Source organism: Oerskovia sp. PE-21s (genome assembly GCF_056158145.1).
In genome coordinates, this window is sequence record NZ_JBUXJM010000011.1 from 23,756 (window position 1) to 41,194 (window position 17,439).

Here is a 17,439-nt window from a genome sequence, read left to right on the forward strand (position 1 = left end):
ACGACTTGTCGTGAACGTCAGGAGGACGTCGATGCTGGTGCTGGGGCGCAAGGTGGGCGAACGGATCCTCGTCGGCGAGGACATCGTCCTGACGGTGGTCTCCGCGGGCCGCGACGGGGTGCGGATCGGGATCGAGGCGCCGCGTGACGTGCGCATCCACCGGGCGGAGATCGTCGACCAGGTGGCCGAGGGCAACCGTGCAGCCGCCGCGGGCGACGGGAGCGCCGACGAGGTGCGTGCGCTGCTCGCCCTGCGACCGGCGTCCTGAGTCCTCGACGACGCGCCGACGCACCCGCAGGGCCTCAGGAGTCCGCGGCAGCCGTGCGGCGCGACCTGGCTGCCGCCGTGCCGGGTCGTCCGCGCGCGCTAGACGCGCGGGACCGAGCTCGACCGGCCGTGCCTGCGCTCGCCGACGTTCCGGCCCCGGCCCCGGCCTCGCGACCGGTCGTCGCGGTGACCGGCGCCGCGGTCGCCGTCCCGGTCGCCCCGCCCCTGGCCCCGCTGATCGTCACGTCCGTGCCGGTCGCCGCGCCGTTCGTCGTCGTCCCGGTCGTCGTCCTCGTCGTCGCGCTCGTGCCACTGTCCGCGCCCGAGGTCGTCGTGGTCGCGCCAGCCGCCACCGTTGCCGTGCCGACCGCCGTCCTGGGGGGCCTGCGAGCGACCCGGCCCGCCGCCGGGGACGGGCGCGGTGGGTGCGGCGGGTGCGGCTGGAACCGCCGGCACGGCCGGTGCGACGGGGACCTGCGTGGCCGTCGGAGCCGGTGTCTGCTGCACCGCAGGAGGGGACGGGGTGGGGGACTCGACGGGTACCGGTACGACGGCGCCCGTGCCGTTGTCCTTGCCGTTGCCGACGAGGTTGTCCCACAGGCCGACGATGGGCATCGTGAGCCGGTCGACGAAGGTCACGTTCGACGCGCCCGTCCCGTCGTCGGGTCGCTCCTCGGCGGGAGCGACCGCTGCGCCGACCACGATCGTGACGGTGGACAGCAGCGCCGCCGCACTCCACCGCAGGGACTTGCGGGGGGACAGGCCGTTGCCCAGGACGGCTCGGGCCTGTCGGCGGGCGTGCCGGGGAGTGCCGGCGGGCCCGGTGGGCCTGCGGGCCACGTGCTCGACCGGTACCTTCACGACATGCGCTGCAGCGGTCCCACCCACGAGGGAAGAGGTCGGGGGGACTGCCGACGGCACCCCGGCCGAGGCGAGGGCGACGACGGCCGGCCGTGGGTCCGCAGCGGGTGGGACACCCTCCGCGGCGGTCTCACGCACCGCGAGCAGGGTCGCGCGCTGCGCCGCGAGGCGTTGCCGGTAGGGAACGACGGCGTAGGCGCCCTGGGCGGCCGAGCGGCGGACCGCTCGTGCCGACTCGGCGCGGACGGTGGGGGCCCAGCTCCGGGCGTCGACGCTACGGCGCCCCGTGGCGACGTCGCGCATCAGCGCCTGCTGGGCGGTCGTCACCGCGTCGTGCGCTGCCGCACGGTCGGCGGGAGCGACCCGGTACGTCCGCACGACGCGGCGTGCTTCGCGGGCGAGCTCACCCGCACGGGAGGCCAGGAACTCGGCGAGGGCGTGCTCGCGGGCGTGTGCGGGCAGGGCGGCGAGGGCGGAAAGTGCGTCGACCCCGAGGGGTTGACGCGCAGGAAGTGCGTCAGACATGCAGCGTTCTCTCCTGCCCACGGGCACGCAGGTCGGTACGGCCGTGGTCACGGCGATCGTGCGGTGGTGCGGGTACCCGCCGGCGCGAGGTCCTCGTGCCGTCGGTCGACGTGCCCGTGCGCAGAACCGCAGGAGACGGGAGGGCGGCCGCGCTCACGCCGACTCCAGGAGGTCGGTACCGATGCCCATCGCATGCAGGCGGGCGGCAGCCAGCTCGCGGACCCGGTCGATGTGGGCCGCGGTGCTCCGACGGGGCAGGCCGAGGGTCCGGGAGATCCACACGACGGTGTCCTGGCCCGGGAGCGGTCCGCTGCCGTACGCCTCGGCCATCCACAGGGCGGCGACCTTGCCCCGTGTCGGGTTCTCGGCCTGTGCGGCGTCGACCACCGAGCGCACCAGGGTGGGCGCCTCGACCGGGTGCAGCACGCAGTCGTGGTCGTCCTGGACGAGCCGGGGGGAGTCGAGGGTCTCGTCGAAGGAGAGCGTGCCGGACAGGACGAGCTCGTCGGCCTCTGTGACGACCATCCCCTGACGCACGACGTCGGAGCGGTGTGCGCCGAGCCTGTCGTTGGCTGCCTGCACCGCCTCCTGCACCGTCGGGACGGTGCCGCGCAGCGCGGCGAGCTCGGCGCGGGTGCGGGCCAGCTCGCGCCGACGCCGCTGAGCCGAGACCATGCCCGACGCGGGCGCCGTCGCGTGGTCCACGAACGAGCGGACCTTGGGGCGCGCGGTGTAGACGACGATCGCCAGGAACGAACGCATGGTGGCCAGGTAGGTCGGGTCCTGCCGCGACCGCTCGAGCATCTCCCAGACGGTCTCCGTGACGATCGCCTCGACGTCCTCGAGGTGCTGGGTCACCGGCACCGAGTTGGTCCGGCACAGCCTCGCGGCGATGCGTCGCCAGTGGTCGCGGTGGCCGGCGATGAAGGTCGATACTTCCGCGCCGTAGCGGGTGTCGTCGCCGAGCTGCACGATGCGCGCCACCTCGGAGCGCATGGCGTCGGAGGGCGCGTCGTGGTCGTCGTCGAGGAGCGGCTCCTCTGCGGCACGCAGGGAGCGCGCTGCACGCGCCCGGTCCGGGCACGTGCCGGATGGGGGCCGCACGTTCATGCCCTCAGCATGCGGCCGCTTCGCACTACTTTCACGTCTGAACACGGTTTTCACACCGGAGTTCACCCTCGCTGGTGCTATAGGTGGTGCCATGCTGGGACTTGCCGGGGCCCGGGGTCGAGAATTCACCCGCGCGGACGGCGATTCGTGTCGTCCGCCCCTTCTGTGCCGGTGCCGGTGATGGATACACTTCCGCGTCGGCGATCGCTCGCCGACCTGGGCGCGGACACGCAGACGAGCAGGAGGTGGAGCATGGGCGGCAGGACCTGCGCACCGTCCTCGGCGACGAGGCACTCCTCGGGCGTACACCCGCGTGGCGCGTGCTCGCCAGGTCGGACCTGCCTCCCTGCAGGCGGTCGTCGACGACGTGCCGGGGCGAGCCGGCGATGACGACCCCGGCCCCGTGGGACGACACGACCTGGGCGGCGTGGGCCGTCGGGCTCGTCGAACCGCTGATCGATCCGTACGACCGTGTCGCCGACCTCGAGGCGATGAGAGCCCAGGCCCGCGAGCAGCGGTTGCGCGCGGTGACCCTCCTCGCGGGGGCCCTCACCGACCTGCTCGACTCGCTCCCGGACGGCGACCCCTGGCGTCATGTCGACCCCGCGGCGTTCGGGACGTACCGCGACGGGCTGGACCTCGTCCCGACCGAGGCCACCGAGATCCGCGAGGACATCGGACTCGCAGCGCTCGCGCGTCCGCTGGGCCGAGAGGGAGCGCAGCTCATGAGCGACGCCGAGCACGGCTGGGAGAACGTCGCGCACCGGGCCAGCGAGCTCGACGACCCGGTCCCCGTGCTGGCCCGTGTGGTCGCCTGGGCGTCCTGGCGCCGCCGCGTCTACGTCGGCGAGGACACGTACCCCGTCCTGGTCGTCTTCTCCTGGCTCCGCCGCGCGGCTCTCGTCGCGGCGGGGCGGCAGATCGACGACGGCGAGTCGCACGAGCGGACGAGGGCTGCGGCCAGGATCGTCGACGACCTCGTCTGACACGCCCGGTGTGACGGCGTCGTCACGGTCGGTCGGGACTCCCGCGGTCGTGCGTCGTCACCACCGGTCGTCGCGCGCCGACGCGGGGTCGACGTGGTCGGCCACGATGAGCCCGAGCTCGATCCCCTTCGCGAGCGCGTCCTCCCGTCGGCGCACCCCCAGCTTGCGGTAGACCGACCGGAGCTGGCTCTTGACGGTGTTGACCGAGACGGTCAGGCTCAGCGAGATCTCGGCCGCCGTGGCGTGCCGGCGCAGGCTGTCGAGCACGACGATCTCGCGGTCCGTCAGCGCCTGCGGGAAGCCCACCATCGCGGCGAACCTCTCGGGGACCGGACCTGCGGCGGCGAGCACCCGCTGCGCCGTCCTGTCCTTGCTGCGCGCGGCCAGGTCGACGAGCGCGACGAGCTCCCGCCGGGGCGGGAGCGTGAGGGCGAAGAGCAGCTGGCGGTCGTCGGCGACGGCCGCGAACTTTCCGAGCGCGTCGCACGCGTGGGACTCGTCGGTGCCGTTGACGAGGGCGGCCGCGAGGAGCAGCGAGTGCGCGACCCTCAGGCGCGGCGACGCGTCGACCGGCGGCGTGTGCTCGACCAGGACGTCCCGCGCGACCTGCCAGGACTCGGTGAGCAGCGCGAGGTGGGCGCGCAGGAGCGGGGCGTTCTCGGACGACGGGGAAGCGCCCCGGAGCGTCGCGTGCACCGCGCCCAGCCGACCACGGGCGAGGTCGAGCAGGCCGCCGGCATAGCCGAGCTGGTCGCTGTCCCGCGCGGAGATCCGCTGCCTGCCCCGCTCCGACTCGATGTACCGGCGCAGCCGCTCCGCGCCGAGCGCCGGCTCGAACGTCAGGAGGTCGACCGAGGCCTGCGCCAGCGCGAACTGCGGTCGCGACTCGAGCGTCGAGAGGTAGGGACGCACGGCGTCCAGGTGGGCCTGCGCACCCCGTGCGTCGAACCGCTCGATGCGTACGAGCGCGTGCGCCAGGTGGTAGACGTCCTTGCTGCGCCGCGGGGTGGTCTCCTCGTGCGAGGACGCCTCGACGACGGCGAGGTCGCGGCGCGCCTCGGGCATGTTGCCGTGCACGGCGTGGGCGAGCGCACGCAGCGTCAGACCGTGCAGCGCCAGGGGCTCGCCGGGCGGGTCCCCCAACGGGTCGCCGAGGTCCTCCAGCATCGAGAGCGCCTCGCTCACCGCGCCGCCACGGAGCATCGACCGTGCGATCTCGGCGCGCAGCCGCGGCAGGTCGCGCGCCATGGAGCGTCGTTCGGTGACCCGGAGCTCGCCCAGCATGCGCCCCGCGCGGCGCGCCGGGTACAGGGCGCGCTCGGCCGAGCCGGTCGACCGCAGCGCGAGGCTCTCGAGGACCTCGAGCACGACGCGGTCGCCCGGTGCCGCGGGGCGTGGCGCCGAACGCAGCCCGGCGAGCGCTGCGTGGTAGAGCTCGATCGCCTCGTCCCGCCCGCCGGGGATCGCGTCGTAGTGCCGTGCGAGCGCTCCCGCGAGCAGGGGCCAGGGGCGCAGCTCGGCGACCGGGACGGCGCGCAGGACGTCGAGGTGCGCGATCGTGCGCTCCTCGAAGACCTGGGTCCAGTAGCGGGACACCGCGGCCGAGGCGATCGCCAGGTCGCCGGCCGTCACCGCGTGCCGGACGGCTTCGACCGGGTACCCGTGCTGGAGGTACCACCGGGCCGTCGCCGCCTCGACCACGCGGGACGCCTCGGGGTCCTCGAGCCGGCACGTCTCCAGGAGGAGGGACCGCACGACGGGGAAGAGGACGAAGACGAGACCCGTGGGGCGCCGTTCCCACGTGCCGAGTCCCCGCGCCTCGAGGTCGGACAGCAGCTCGGGCGCGTCGGGATCGAGGGTGAGCGCCACCGCGAGGTCTCCGGTCAGGATCTCCGGGACGACGCAGCGCGCGAGGAACAGCTCGAGCCGGTGCCGGGTGGGGCCCTGGAGCTGCTTGTCGACGGCCGCCCGGAGCAGCTCGGCCGCGACCTGGACATGGGCGGGGGTGCCGTGCGAGCCGGCGAGCTCGGCGGCGAGCATCGCGACCCGCAGGTAGAGGGGCTGCCCGCCCGTGCTCACGTGCGTCTGCGCCGGGTCGAGGTCCGCGCCGACCTGACGCAGCATCCGCGCGGTCTCGTCGAGCGTGAGCGGGAGCTGGTCGGCCGTGATCACGGTGCGGGTCAGCTCGAGGCCGACGACGGGCGCCTCGAGCATCGAGCTCGTGGTCGTCGCGAGCGCGAACGACAGGTTCGGGCAGGTGCGCAGCAGCCCGAGGACGTCCTGGTGGACCTCGGCGTCCCGGACGTTCTGGTAGTCGTCGACGACGACGAGCACCTCGCCCGGGACCGTGAGGAACGCCTCGGCGAGCCGTGCCGTCAGCGCCGCGGTCGTCAGCTCGTCGAGACCGGTCGTGGTCTCCGAGCGCAGCAGGCCGGCCTGGGTGGCCCGACGGGCGACGGTGCGCCAGAGCTCGGTCCGGGTCGCGCCAGGGCTCGTCGAGATCCAGACCCCGTCCGCCCCCCGTCGTCGCGCCCACTCGGCGAGGAGGGACGTCTTCCCACCGCCGGACGGGCCACGGACCACGCGCAGGGCCGCATCGGCGTCGAGCCGGTCGACGAGCCGTTCACGCACGAGCTCGAGGTGGGGTGGTCGCGGAGCGCCGTGCAGTCTGCCGGGGGTCGTGCTCACTACCGGCATCCTGCCTCCCGCCCTCTCCTGGTGAGGTGCCTGGGCAGCCTGCCGTCGGCTGCGTCGCCTCTGGCACTGGAGCCGGCACCGCGCCGCTCTCCGGAGTGCCACTTTATGTGACGGCGAGCGTTTTCGCGGGGTAGGCGGTCCGCGACACACCCCGGAGCCCGGTGCGCGCGGACGCATCGGGGGGACGGCCGGCAACCACGCCCGCGTGGGGTCAGCCGCGGGGGAGCGGCCCTCCCTGCTGGTCCACGAGGGGGAGCAGCCGCTCCAGCACGTCACCCGTCCGCAGCCCGTCGTGCTCGAACTCGTTCGTGACGAGCGCCTGCACGTTGCCCACCCGGGAGGCCGTGTCGAGCGACAGGTGGGCGTCGACGAACATGTCGTCGTAGTAGACCGCGGCCGCGACAGGGACCTCGTTGGCAGCGAGCGCGTCGAGGTCGTACAGCGTGGTCCAGTCCTCGCGGCGCGCCAGCTCCTCGGCCGCGCCGCGGAAGTCCCGCAGGCCCGCGATCTCCTCGAACATCCAGGGGTAGATCATCTCGCCCGTGAAGAGCAGCGGGCGGGCGTCGGGGGCGAACTGCGGGTGCTCGGCACGCAGGCGCTCGGCGGCCCAGCCGGTCGCCCCGCGACCCGAGGCGTAGATCGACTCGTGCAGCACCGCGTACAGCGGGTTCGTCCGGTAGGACGTGAGGTCCCGGACCTCGCTGAGGAACGTGTCGCTCAGGTCGTCGTCGCCGTGGTCGAACGCTTCGTCGAGCAGCCAGTGCACGCGTTCGAAGCCCGGCTTCATGCCGAAGTCCATGCCGAGCGTCTGGAGCCGGCGCACCGACAGCGTGTCGCCGTCGGGCAGCGTGACGTCACCCACCGCGATCCTGTCCGCGACACGCCCCAGGAGCGCGACGTCGTCGGGGTAGCGTGCCGCGAAGCGGGCGTTCTTGGCCGCGGTGCGTGGGTACGTGCGGCGGTAGACCTCGGTCGCGTCGGCCTCGAGGCCCGCGAGGCCGCCCGTGACGTAGCAGGCCGCTAGGCCCTCGGGGGCGCGCGAGAGGTACGTGAGCGTGAGGAACCCGCCGTAGCTCTGGCCGAGGGACTCCCAGCGGCGACCGCCGAACAGGGTGCGCCGCAGGTGCTCGGCGTCCGCCACGATCGAGTCCGCGCGGAAGTGCGTGAGGTGCTCGGCCTGCGCGGCGGCGTCGCCGAGCCCCGCGAGCGCGCGCCCGCGCACGGCCGAGCTGCGGCCCGTGCCGCGCTGGTCGAGCAGGATCACCCGGTGCGTCGCGAGCATTGTCCCGACCCATCCCTCGGGGCCGGTGGGCCGCGGGCCCTTGCCGCCCGGGCCGCCCTGGAGGAAGACGAGCAACGGCAGGTCCTCGCGCCGCCGGACCGGGTCGACGAGCTCGCGCGCGAAGATCGTGATCCGGCGCGGGTCCTGCTCGTCGAACCAGTCGAGGGGGACCTCGACCTCGTGGTCGGTCACGTGCATCCCGGGGAGGGTGTAGCTCACGGAGGTCATGGTGATGAGCCTAGCCACGAATGCCCCGGGACATGTCAGGACCAGCGTGACCTCGAGGTCACGCTGGTCCTGACAGGCGGTGGAGGCGAGAAGGGCTACTTCTCGACGTCCTCGTCGACCCAGTCGAGGGTCTTGCTCACGGCCTTCTTCCAGTTGCGGTAGAGGCGCTCGCGCTCGTCCTCGTCCATCGACGGGGTCCAGCGCTTGTCCTCGGCCCAGTTGGCGATGACGTCCTGCTCGCCCTGCCAGAACCCGACCGCGATGCCCGCGGCGTACGCGGCGCCGAGCGCCGTCGTCTCCGCGACCTTGGGCCGCACGACGTCCACGCCGAGCTGGTCCGCCTGGAACTGCATGAGCAGCTCGTTCTGGACCATGCCGCCGTCGACGCGCAGCTCGGTGAGGTCGACGCCCGAGTCCGCGTTCATGGCGTCCAGGACCTCACGGGTCTGGAACGCGACGGCCTCGAGCGCGGCGCGCGCGATGTGGTTCTTGTTGACGTAGCGCGTGAGGCCCACGAGGGCGCCCCGGGCGTCGGAGCGCCAGTGCGGCGCGAACAGGCCCGAGAACGCGGGCACGAAGTACGCGCCACCGTTGTCGTCGACCTTGCGGGCGAGCCACTCGACGTCTGGCGCGTCGGAGAACATGCCCAGGTTGTCGCGCAGCCACTGGATGAGCGAGCCCGTCACGGCGATCGAGCCCTCGAGCGCGTAGCGGGCAGGCTGGTCGCCGATCTTGTAGCAGACCGTGGTCAGCAGGCCGTTCTTCGAGGCCACCTTCTCGGTGCCCGTGTTGAGGAGCATGAAGTTGCCCGTGCCGTACGTGTTCTTGGCCTGGCCGACCTCGAAGCACGCCTGGCCGAACGTCGCGGCCTGCTGGTCGCCCAGGATGCCCGCGATCGGGACCCCGGGGAGGAGCCCGCCGGGGCGCCCGTTCCCGTAGACCTCGGAGGACGACTTGATCTCGGGGAGCATCGAGAGCGGGATGCCCATGTCGGCCGCGATGTCCTCGCGCCACGACAGGGTGTCGAGGTCCATGAGCATGGTGCGCGACGCGTTCGTCACGTCGGTGACGTGCACCCCGCCGTCGACGCCGCCCGTCATGTTCCACAGGACCCAGGTGTCGGTGTTGCCGAACACGAGGTCGCCGGCGTCGGCCGCCGCGCGGGCGCCCTCGACGTTGTCGAGGATCCACTTGACCTTGGGGCCGGAGAAGTAGGTCGCGAGCGGCAGGCCCACGATCGCCTTGTACTTCTCGGGTCCCGCGTCGCCGCCGAGCTCGTCGACGATCTTCTGCGTGCGGGTGTCCTGCCAGACGATCGCGTTGTAGACGGGCTTGCCCGTCCTGCGGTTCCACACGACCGCGGTCTCGCGCTGGTTGGTGATGCCGACCGCGGCGATGTCGGTGTACGTGACGTTGGCGCGGGTCAGGGCCAGGCCGACGGCCTCGCGGACGTTGTTCCAGATCTGCTCGGGGTTGTGCTCGACCCAGCCGGCCCGCGGGAAGATCTGCTCGTGCTCGAGCTGGCCGGAGGAGACGATCTCCCCGGAGTGGTTGAAGACGATGGCCCGGGAGCTGGTGGTTCCCTGGTCGATGGCGAGAACGTAGTCGGCCATGGTGTGTCAGTCCTTCACGTCGGTGTGCTTGAGAGCGGGTGCCGCGCGGTGCGCGGCCGGGTGCGAGGGTGGCGTCGAGGCCCGCGAAGAGGCCCGACGGCGGGTGGTCGTGTGACCGGGGCGGGTCGCCCCGTCCCGGTCACACGGTGTGTCAGGAGCAGGCGCCCGGGGTCAGCCCCAGGCCTTGCCGAGGAGGCCGGCGAGCACGCCGCCGACGAGCGGGCCCGCGACCGGGACCCACGAGTAGGCCCAGTCGCTCGACCCCTTGCCCTTGATGGGCAGCAGGGCGTGGGCGATGCGCGGACCGAGGTCACGAGCAGGGTTGATGGCGTACCCGGTGGGACCACCGAGGGAGGCGCCGATACCGACCACGACCAGCGCGACCGCGAGCGGGCCGAGCCCCGAGGGGGTGTTGCCGGACGCGACGACGAAGAACACGAGCACGAACGTCGCGATGACCTCGGTGATGAAGTTCCAGCCGTACGAGCGGAGCTCGGGGCCCGTCGAGAAGACCGCGAGCTTGGTGGCGGGGGGCGCCTCCTCGTCGAAGTGCTTCTTGTACGCGATGAACGCGAGCACGGCACCGATGATCGCGCCGATCATCTGCGCGCCGAAGTAGATGAACATGTTGCCCACGGTGGGCTCGATCGTGGCGGTGAGGATCCCCTCGGGGCCCGTCACCGAGTAGAACGGGCGGTCCGCGGTGAAGAGACCGATGGTGACCGCGGGGTTGAGGTGCGCCCCGGACTTGTACGCGACGTAGACGCCGGTGAAGACGGCGAGGCCCCATCCGAAGTTGATGAGGAGCCAGCCGCCGTTGAAGCCCTTGGTCTTGGGGAGGATCACGTTGGCTACGACGCCGGCACCCAGCAGGATCAGGGTCGCGGTGCCGAGTATCTCGGACCAGAAGGCGTTGAGGATGAGTGTGTCCATCAGATTCTCTCTTTCTTGGTGGACTTCGTTGTCGCAACCACCCCGACGCATCCGTGCGGCGGGGCCCCGGCGTGCGTCGCACTGCGCGCATCCGTGAGGTTGAGGGGTGCCGGTCCGGCTCCACCTCGCGCGAGTCGAGGCGGAGCCGGGGCCGGGCTATGAAGTTGTACTCGGGGGAGCCGGCGCGGCTCCCGGGGCAGGTGCGTCGGTCGCGGTGGTCAGGCTCCGGAGAGGGGCTTGAGCGGGGCGACGTCGTCGGCGGCGAGGCGCGTGCGCTCGGCCGTGGCGTCGTCGGGCTCCTGCTCCGCCGCCTCCTCCGCGGCGGCGCGCGCGGTGTAGGACGCGATCTCCGCGGCCTTGCGCTCGTCGTCCCACCCGAGGAGCGGCGCCGCGATGTCGGCGATCTCCGGGAGGGCGCCGATCCCGCGGTCGAGCACCTCGTAGTTGAGCCGCGTACGGTGCAGCAGCAGGTCCTCGAGGTGCAGGGCTCCCTCGTGGGTCACGCCGTAGCTGATCTCGGCCCGCAGGTAGGCGGGCGCGTGCTCGAGCGGCCGTGCGAGCGTGAGGTCTGCCTCGCACAGGGCGACGATGTCGCGCAGGTTGGAGCCGTAGCGGTGCAGGAGGTGGTCCACCATCTGCGGGGTCCAGCCGAACTTCGAGGCCCACGGGCGGGCCTGGCGGCGGACGGCACCCAGACCGACGGCGCCGACCAGCGGGATCTTGTCCGTGATCGAGGGCAGTGCCGCGGAGCGCTGGCCGATCGCGAAGTCGACCGCGTCCTTGGCCATGACCCGGTAGGTCGTGAGCTTGCCGCCCGCGATGACCGTGAGGCCGGGCGTCGGGGAGGCCGTGGTGTGCTCGCGCGAGACCTTGGCCGAGCTCGTGCCCTCCTTGGTCCCGGGCTGGAGCAGCGGACGCAGGCCTGCGTAGGTGCCGATGATGTCGTCGCGTGTCAGGGGCTGGGCGAGGACCGCGTTGGCGTGCTCGAGGATGTAGTCGATGTCGGCGGCCGTCGCCACCGGGTGCGTGAGGTCCTGCTCCCAGGGTGTGTCGGTCGTGCCGATGACCCAGTAGCGGGACCACGGGATGATGAACAGGACCGACTTCTCGGTCTGCAGGATCAGTCCGACCTGGCCCTTGATGCGCTCGCGCGGGACGACGATGTGCACGCCCTTGGAGGCGAGGACGCGCAGTCCGCCCTCGGAGCCCGCGAGGGACTCGGTGTCCTCGGTCCACACGCCCGTCGCGTTGATGACGGCGCGGGCGCGGACCGTGATGCGCTTGCCCGTCTCGAGGTCCTCGAGGATCGCGCCGTTGACCGCTCCGGTCGACCCCTTGGTCAGCTCGACCACCTGGGTGCGGGACGCGGCGTGCGCGCCGTAGGACGTCGCGGTGCGGACGAGCGTCGAGACCAGGCGCGCGTCGTCGACCGAGGCGTCCCAGTACTGGACGGCGCCGATCGCGGCGTCGTGCGCGAGGTCGGGGAACTTGCGCTCCATCTGCTTGCGCGAGAGGTGGCGGTGCAGGGGCAGGGCGCGCTTGCCGGGAGCCATGCTCGCGAGCGTGTCGTACAGCGCGATACCGGCACCGACGTAGGCCCGCTCCCACACACGGTGCTCGAGCGGGTAGAGGAAGGGGACCGGGCGCACGAGGTGCGGAGCGAGGTCCTTGATGAGGAGGTCGCGCTCGGTCAGGGCCTCGTGGACGAGGTGGAAGTCGAGCATCTGGAGGTAGCGCAGACCTCCGTGGACCAGCTTGCTCGATCGGCTCGACGTGCCGGACGCCCAGTCCTGGCCCTCGACGATCGCGGTCGAGAGCCCGCGGGTCACGGCGTCGAGGGCGATCCCCGCCCCGGTCACGCCGCCGCCGATCACGAGGACGTCGAGCTCCTGGTCCGCGCTCGTGCTCGCCTCGAGCGCGTTGAGCGCCCGCTGGCGAGACTCTGCGGTGAGTCTGCTGGAAGTCATCCGATGGCCTTCTCTCGTCGTCGATCTGGTGCGTCATCGGCGGGGTCCCGTGCAGGACTCCCTCCTGTGACGTTCCCACGGCTCCGCGTCCCGCGCTAGCGGTGCGTGGCGGGACCCAGGAGGGCACCGTGCCGCGGTACAGCGCTGTCGGAACGGCGCTGCACGTATTAACGTCAACATGTCAGGAACGAACGCGCAAGCGCAGTGCACAAACGTGCAGCCGGGGCGGTACCAGTGGCAGGAGACCAGCAGATGGCCGATCGGGAGCAGGACGTCCTCCGGGCAGCCTCGATGTACTACCTCCAGGACATGAAGATGGAGGCCATCGCCAAGCACCTGCGCACCTCGCGCTCGACCGTCTCGCGTCTGGTCAAGAGAGCGCGTGAGACGGGTCTGGTGGAGATCACGCTCCGGCCTACCCAGAGCAGGGCCCCCGGGCTCGGGGCGCACATCTCCGCCACCTACGGCATCGACGCCTACGTCGTCCCCGTCCCGGACTCGACCCAGCAGGTCGACCGGCTCGACCAGGTGGCTCTCACGACCGCCCGCCTGCTCGGGTCGTGGTTCGACTCCGACATGATCCTGGGGATCGCGTGGGGCACCACGCTCGCGGCCGTCTCGCGACACCTGAGCCGCAAGCCGACGCGGGGCTCGGCCGTCGTGCAGCTCAACGGGGCGGCCAACACCCGTACGTCGGGGGTGCACTACGCGGGCGACCTCATCGCGGGGTTCGGCGAGGCGTTCGACGCGCACGTGCACCATTTCCCAGTGCCCGCGTTCTTCGACTACGCCGAGACCAAGCGGGCGATGTGGCGCGAGCGGTCGGTCCGGCGGGTGCTCGACGTCCAGCGACGCGCCGACGTCGCGCTGTTCTCGGTGGGGGCCGTCTCGGGCGGCGTGCCGAGCCACGTGTACTCGGCGGGCTACCTGGAGGCCGAGGACATCGCGGTCCTGGACGCCGAGGGCGTGGTCGGCGACGTGTGCACGGTCTTCCTGCGCGCCGACGGGACCTACAAGGACATCGCGCTCAACGAGCGGGCCACCGGTCCCGGGCCCGACGAGCTCAAGCGCATCCCGCAGCGCATCTGCGCGGTCGCGGGGGACAACAAGGTCGCCCCGCTGCGAGCAGCGCTGCGCGCGGGGGTCGTGACGCACCTCGTCGTCGACGAGATCACCGCCTCGCACCTGATCGAGCAGGAGACGGGGAGGATCGCGGTCGCACGGACACGGCTCGAAGGTATGCAGTCCGGTGCATGAGTACGCACCCGGCGTCGAGGAGGCGTAGATTGTCCGCGTGACGAGCAGCCCCACGCCCACCCTGACGCTCCGCCCCGCCCTGCCGGCCGACGTGCGCGCGATCCGATCGCTCGTCGAGCCGTACGCCGAGGAACGCATCCTGCTGGCCAAGGAGATGGTCGGCTACTACGAGGCGGTCCAGGAGTTCGTGGTCGCCGACGTCGGCGGACCGGACGCGCCCGAGGTCGTCGGGTGCGGCGCGCTGCACGTCATGTGGGACGACCTGGCCGAGATCCGCACGCTCGCGGTGGACCGCGCGTGGCTCGGCACCGGGGTCGGGCACCGCCTCGTGGTCGAGCTCCTCGACCGTGCGAGGGCTCTGGGCCTGAAGCGGGTCTTCTGCCTGACGTTCGAGGTCGACTTCTTCCGCGCGCACGGGTTCGAGGCGATCGAGGGCACCCCCGTCTCGCCCGACGTGTACGCCGAGCTCCTGCGCTCGCACGACGACGGCGTGGCCGAGTTCCTCGACCTCGCCCGGGTCAAGCCCAACACCCTCGGCAACACCCGGATGCTGATCACCCTCTGATCCCCCTCTGATCACACTCCGAACGCCCGCGCGGGCCGCGCCTCAGGCCGGCAGCCGGTAGACGTCGCCGTCCTGCTCGAGCAGCCCGTCCTCGACCAGGCTCGCGACGCACCGCCCGAGCTGGGCCGCGTCGGGCCACAGCCCCGCGACCACCTCGCGGTGCACCGGACCGTCCGCCCCGCGCAGCGCGGCCATGACCCGGCCCCGCGCCTGCCGGTCGGTGCCCTCCCAGGCCTGGGTCCGGCGTCGGGCACCGTGCTCGTCCGGCGGGCTGCCCGCGGCGCGCCACGCGCAGCGGTCCGCGACCGGGCACGCCTCGCAGCGCGGCGAGCGCGCCGTGCACACCAGCGCGCCCAGCTCCATCGAGGCCGCGGCCCACAGCGCGGCGTCGGCGTCCTCGGCGGGAGCGACCTGCGTCGCGAGCCGGCGCTCGGCCGCGGTGTAGGACGGTGCGGGAAGCGCCGTCCCCGACACGGCGCGCGCCAGGACCCGTCGCACGTTCGTGTCGACGACGACGGCCCGCCGCCCGTGCGCGAAGGCCGAGACGGCCGCGGCCGTGTACTCCCCGACGCCGGGCAGCGCGAGCAGCGCGTCGGCGTCCTGCGGGACGCGGCCCGCGTGGCGCTCGACGACCGCCCGCGCGCAGTCCTGCAGGCGCAGCGCCCGGCGCGGGTAGCCGAGGCGCCCCCAGGCGCGCAGCACGTCGGCTGTCGAGGCCGCGGCCAGGTCCACAGGCTCGGGCCACCGCTCCATCCAGGCGCGCCACGCGGGCTCGACCCGCACCACGGGCGTCTGCTGCAGCATGACCTCGCTGACCAGGACGCCCCAGGGCGAGCAGTCGTCGTGACGCCACGGCAGGTCGCGGGCGTTCGCCACGAACCACCGCCCGACGGCGTCGCGCAGGTCCGCGTGCGGGTCCGGGCCGGCGAGGGTCGTCAGGGGCGTGCGGGGGGCGGTCGAGCGGGTGGCGGCCGCAGGAGCGGACGTGGCGGGGGAGGGCGACGAGGGCGACATTGTCCGACCATTCTCACCGACGCGCGCGATCCGGTCGTCACCACGATGACCGTCGCGCGGTGTGGCAGCGCCGGAAGGGCGCCCGAGGGGACGTACCGTTGCCCCAGCGCAGGAAGCACCCGCGCCGACCGTCGAACGGAGCAGCACGTGAGCACGCCGCAGGGCACCCGGCCACCGACCGGGCCGACCCCGGGCCAGGGGCGACCCGCGGGCTCCGGCGCGGCGGCGTCGGGCAGACCCACGTCCAGGACCCTGCGGGTCCGCCGGGTCATGGCGCTCGTCCTGCTCGCCGTGATCGTCGTCGGAGTCGTGATGCTGGTCAAGGCCGCGATCGCGTTCGGGGCGGGCCTGCTCGCCGACGAACCGCAGGGCAAGGTCGCACCGCCCGCGCCCCAGGAGGTCACGGCGACCGGGTACAAGGCCTGCAAGGCCAAGGACGTGACGCTCTCGCTCACGGTCTCCAAGACCCAGTACGCGGTCGGCGAGCAGCCCTCCTTCACCACGACCCTCACGCACGTGGGACCCCGACCCTGCCTGATCGACGCCTCGTCCGCCGTCCAGGAGATCACGATCACGTCGGGCACCGACCGCATCTGGTCGTCGGCCGACTGCCCGGCCCCGTCGAAGGACCTGCTCATGGCGCCGGGTGACGTGTGGCCCGAGACCGTCACGTGGAACAGGGACCGCTCGGCTCCCGGGTGCCCGACCGGTCTGCCCGCGACACAGGCGGGGAGCTACGGCGCCGTCGCGGCGTCGAACGAGGCCGAGGGGCTGACGAGCCCGGCCGTGCCGTTCACGCTCGTGGCTCCTGCACCCCCGCCCGAGGCACCCGCGAGCGAGGCCCCCACCGAGGGCGAGCCGCCGACGGACGGGACCGCTCAGGTCCCCGCGGAGGGCGCGGAACCTCCCGCAGGCGGAGCGACGGCCCCCGACGACGGGACCGGAACACCGGCGGGCGACGCGCCGCCGCAGGGCTGACGGCTCGCTGAACGACCGCTCACGGCTCGGCGCCTCGGGCCTCGCCCGAGCCGTGCGCTCGGGAAGGGCTAGACGTACCGCTCGAGGATGCTCGACTCGGCGAGGCGCGACAGGCCCTCGCGCACCGCACGCGCCCGCTGCTCGCCCACGCCGTCCACGGCCATGAGGTCGTCGATGCTCGCGGCCAGGAGCTTCTGCAGCCCGCCGAAGTGGGAGACCAGGCGGTCGATGATCGTGCCGGGCAGGCGGGGGACCTTGGACAGGAGCCGGTAGCCGTGCGGGGCGACCGCGGCGTCGAGAGCCTCTCCGCCGCCGGGGAGGTCGAGGACCCGGCCGATGAGCGTGAGGTCGAGGAGCTGCGTCGAGTCGAGGGCTCCGAGCGCGTTCTTGACGTCCGCGAGCGAGCGGTCCTTGCGGCCGAGCTCGACGTAGTCGCGGATGACGGACTCGCGGTCCGAGCCGATCCCGCCGATGAGCTCGTCGAGCTGGAGCGCGAGCAGGCGGCCGTCCGTGCCGAGCTCGACGACGTAGCCCGCGATCTCCTCGGAGATGCGGCCGACCATCTCGAGGCGCTGCACCACGGCGCACACGTCCCGGACCGTGACGAGGTCCTCGATCTCGAGGGCCGAGAGCGTGCCGCTGACCTCGTCGAGGCGGGCACGGTAGCGCTCGAGCGTCGCGAGGGCCTGGTTGGCGCGCGACAGGATGGTGTCCGAGTCCTCCAGCACGTAGCGCTGTCCGCCCACGTAGAGCGCGACGATCCGCATGGACTGGCTCACCGAGATCACGGGGAACCCGCACTGCTTGGCGACGCGCTCGGCCGTGCGGTGACGCGTGCCGGACTCGGTGGTCTCGATCGTCGCGTCCGGCAGGAGCTGGACCGCGGCGCGCAGGATGCGGTTGGCGTCCCGGTCGAGGACCACGGCGCCGTCCATCTTGGAGAGCTCGCGCAGACGGGTCGCGGAGAAGCCGACGTCCAGGACGAAGCCACCCGAGCACATGGTCTCGACGACCTTGTCGAGGCCGAGGACGATCAGTGCGCCCGTCCGGCCCCGCAGGATGCGCTCGAGGCCGTCACGGAGCTCGGTGCCCGGAGCCACTGCTGCGAGGGTCTCCCGGAGCATGTCGTCAGGGTGCACGGGGGAGTTGGCCACGT

14 protein-coding genes are annotated in these 17,439 nt (G+C 72.9%); 5 read left to right on the plus strand and 9 right to left on the minus strand.

Annotated features, from left to right (window positions below):
• The first annotated feature begins 10 nt into the window (after positions 1-10).
• Positions 11-268: a carbon storage regulator CsrA gene (gene csrA, locus ACZDYF_RS17760; protein WP_307823973.1), complete on the plus strand. Its 258-nt coding sequence runs from the start codon at positions 11-13 to the stop codon at positions 266-268.
• 98 nt (positions 269-366) lie between these two features.
• Here csrA and ACZDYF_RS17765 read toward each other — a convergent pair whose 3' ends face one another.
• Complete coding sequence (locus ACZDYF_RS17765; RefSeq protein ID WP_475060610.1) at positions 367-1,653, minus strand: hypothetical protein; 1,287 nt, start codon at positions 1,651-1,653, stop codon at positions 367-369.
• 153 nt (positions 1,654-1,806) lie between these two features.
• Positions 1,807-2,763 carry a hypothetical protein gene (locus tag ACZDYF_RS17770; protein WP_475060615.1) on the minus strand — a complete coding sequence of 319 codons (957 nt, stop codon included), beginning with the start codon at positions 2,761-2,763 and terminating at the stop codon, positions 1,807-1,809.
• 386 nt (positions 2,764-3,149) lie between these two features.
• On the opposite strand from ACZDYF_RS17770, the gene ACZDYF_RS17775 reads away from it, so the two are divergent.
• Entirely contained in the window at positions 3,150-3,749 is a 600-nt protein-coding gene (locus ACZDYF_RS17775) for a hypothetical protein (protein ID WP_475060618.1), read from the plus strand.
• A gap of 57 nt (positions 3,750-3,806) precedes the next feature.
• Here the strand turns inward: ACZDYF_RS17775 and ACZDYF_RS17780 are convergent, their stop codons facing one another.
• The 5 genes from ACZDYF_RS17780 to ACZDYF_RS17800 all read right to left on the minus strand — a co-directional run bounded on the left by ACZDYF_RS17780 (position 3,807) and on the right by ACZDYF_RS17800 (position 12,469).
• On the minus strand, positions 3,807-6,437 hold the full coding sequence (locus tag ACZDYF_RS17780) for a helix-turn-helix transcriptional regulator (RefSeq protein WP_475060621.1): 2,631 nt from the start codon (positions 6,435-6,437) through the stop codon (positions 3,807-3,809).
• 220 nt (positions 6,438-6,657) lie between these two features.
• A complete protein-coding gene (locus ACZDYF_RS17785; RefSeq protein WP_475060624.1) occupies positions 6,658-7,956 on the minus strand; it encodes an alpha/beta fold hydrolase in 1,299 nt (432 codons plus the stop codon).
• Between the two features lie 95 nt (positions 7,957-8,051).
• A complete protein-coding gene (gene glpK / locus ACZDYF_RS17790) occupies positions 8,052-9,569 on the minus strand; it encodes a glycerol kinase GlpK (RefSeq protein ID WP_475060627.1) in 1,518 nt (505 codons plus the stop codon).
• A gap of 171 nt (positions 9,570-9,740) precedes the next feature.
• Positions 9,741-10,502, minus strand: a complete 762-nt coding sequence (locus ACZDYF_RS17795) for an MIP/aquaporin family protein (RefSeq protein WP_191791687.1) — start codon at positions 10,500-10,502, stop codon at positions 9,741-9,743.
• Between the two features lie 218 nt (positions 10,503-10,720).
• A complete protein-coding gene (locus tag ACZDYF_RS17800; protein WP_475060633.1) occupies positions 10,721-12,469 on the minus strand; it encodes a glycerol-3-phosphate dehydrogenase/oxidase in 1,749 nt (582 codons plus the stop codon).
• Between the two features lie 252 nt (positions 12,470-12,721).
• Between ACZDYF_RS17800 and ACZDYF_RS17805 the strand changes: the two genes are divergently transcribed.
• On the plus strand, positions 12,722-13,726 hold the full coding sequence (locus tag ACZDYF_RS17805; RefSeq protein ID WP_191791689.1) for a sugar-binding transcriptional regulator: 1,005 nt from the start codon (positions 12,722-12,724) through the stop codon (positions 13,724-13,726).
• Between the two features lie 37 nt (positions 13,727-13,763).
• Positions 13,764-14,291 (plus strand): amino-acid N-acetyltransferase, encoded by a 528-nt coding sequence (locus ACZDYF_RS17810; RefSeq protein ID WP_191791690.1) that lies wholly within the window; start codon positions 13,764-13,766, stop codon positions 14,289-14,291.
• Positions 14,292-14,333: 42 nt separating this feature from the next.
• Here ACZDYF_RS17810 and ACZDYF_RS17815 read toward each other — a convergent pair whose 3' ends face one another.
• Positions 14,334-15,305 carry an HhH-GPD family protein gene (locus ACZDYF_RS17815; RefSeq protein ID WP_475060643.1) on the minus strand — a complete coding sequence of 324 codons (972 nt, stop codon included), beginning with the start codon at positions 15,303-15,305 and terminating at the stop codon, positions 14,334-14,336.
• 147 nt (positions 15,306-15,452) lie between these two features.
• On the opposite strand from ACZDYF_RS17815, the gene ACZDYF_RS17820 reads away from it, so the two are divergent.
• Positions 15,453-16,283 (plus strand): hypothetical protein, encoded by an 831-nt coding sequence (locus ACZDYF_RS17820; RefSeq protein WP_475060648.1) that lies wholly within the window; start codon positions 15,453-15,455, stop codon positions 16,281-16,283.
• 68 nt (positions 16,284-16,351) lie between these two features.
• Here ACZDYF_RS17820 and disA read toward each other — a convergent pair whose 3' ends face one another.
• On the minus strand, positions 16,352-17,407 hold the full coding sequence (disA, locus tag ACZDYF_RS17825; protein ID WP_191791764.1) for a DNA integrity scanning diadenylate cyclase DisA: 1,056 nt from the start codon (positions 17,405-17,407) through the stop codon (positions 16,352-16,354).
• Positions 17,408-17,439 lie beyond the last annotated feature (32 nt).

Excerpts from the sequence above, each read along its gene's own strand:
- ACZDYF_RS17765 (WP_475060610.1), bottom strand. The coding sequence starts at position 1,653 with ATGTCTGACGCACTTCCTGCGCGTCAACCCCTCGGGGTCGACGCACTT.
- ACZDYF_RS17770 (WP_475060615.1), bottom strand. The coding sequence starts at position 2,763 with ATGAACGTGCGGCCCCCATCCGGCACGTGCCCGGACCGGGCGCGTGCA.
- ACZDYF_RS17775 (WP_475060618.1), top strand. The coding sequence starts at position 3,150 with ATGACGACCCCGGCCCCGTGGGACGACACGACCTGGGCGGCGTGGGCC.
- ACZDYF_RS17785 (WP_475060624.1), bottom strand. The coding sequence starts at position 7,956 with ATGACCTCCGTGAGCTACACCCTCCCCGGGATGCACGTGACCGACCAC.
- glpK (WP_475060627.1), bottom strand. The coding sequence starts at position 9,569 with ATGGCCGACTACGTTCTCGCCATCGACCAGGGAACCACCAGCTCCCGG.
- ACZDYF_RS17795 (WP_191791687.1), bottom strand. The coding sequence starts at position 10,502 with ATGGACACACTCATCCTCAACGCCTTCTGGTCCGAGATACTCGGCACC.
- ACZDYF_RS17800 (WP_475060633.1), bottom strand. The coding sequence starts at position 12,469 with ATGACTTCCAGCAGACTCACCGCAGAGTCTCGCCAGCGGGCGCTCAAC.
- ACZDYF_RS17805 (WP_191791689.1), top strand. The coding sequence starts at position 12,722 with ATGGCCGATCGGGAGCAGGACGTCCTCCGGGCAGCCTCGATGTACTAC.
- ACZDYF_RS17815 (WP_475060643.1), bottom strand. The coding sequence starts at position 15,305 with ATGTCGCCCTCGTCGCCCTCCCCCGCCACGTCCGCTCCTGCGGCCGCC.
- disA (WP_191791764.1), bottom strand. The coding sequence starts at position 17,407 with ATGCTCCGGGAGACCCTCGCAGCAGTGGCTCCGGGCACCGAGCTCCGT.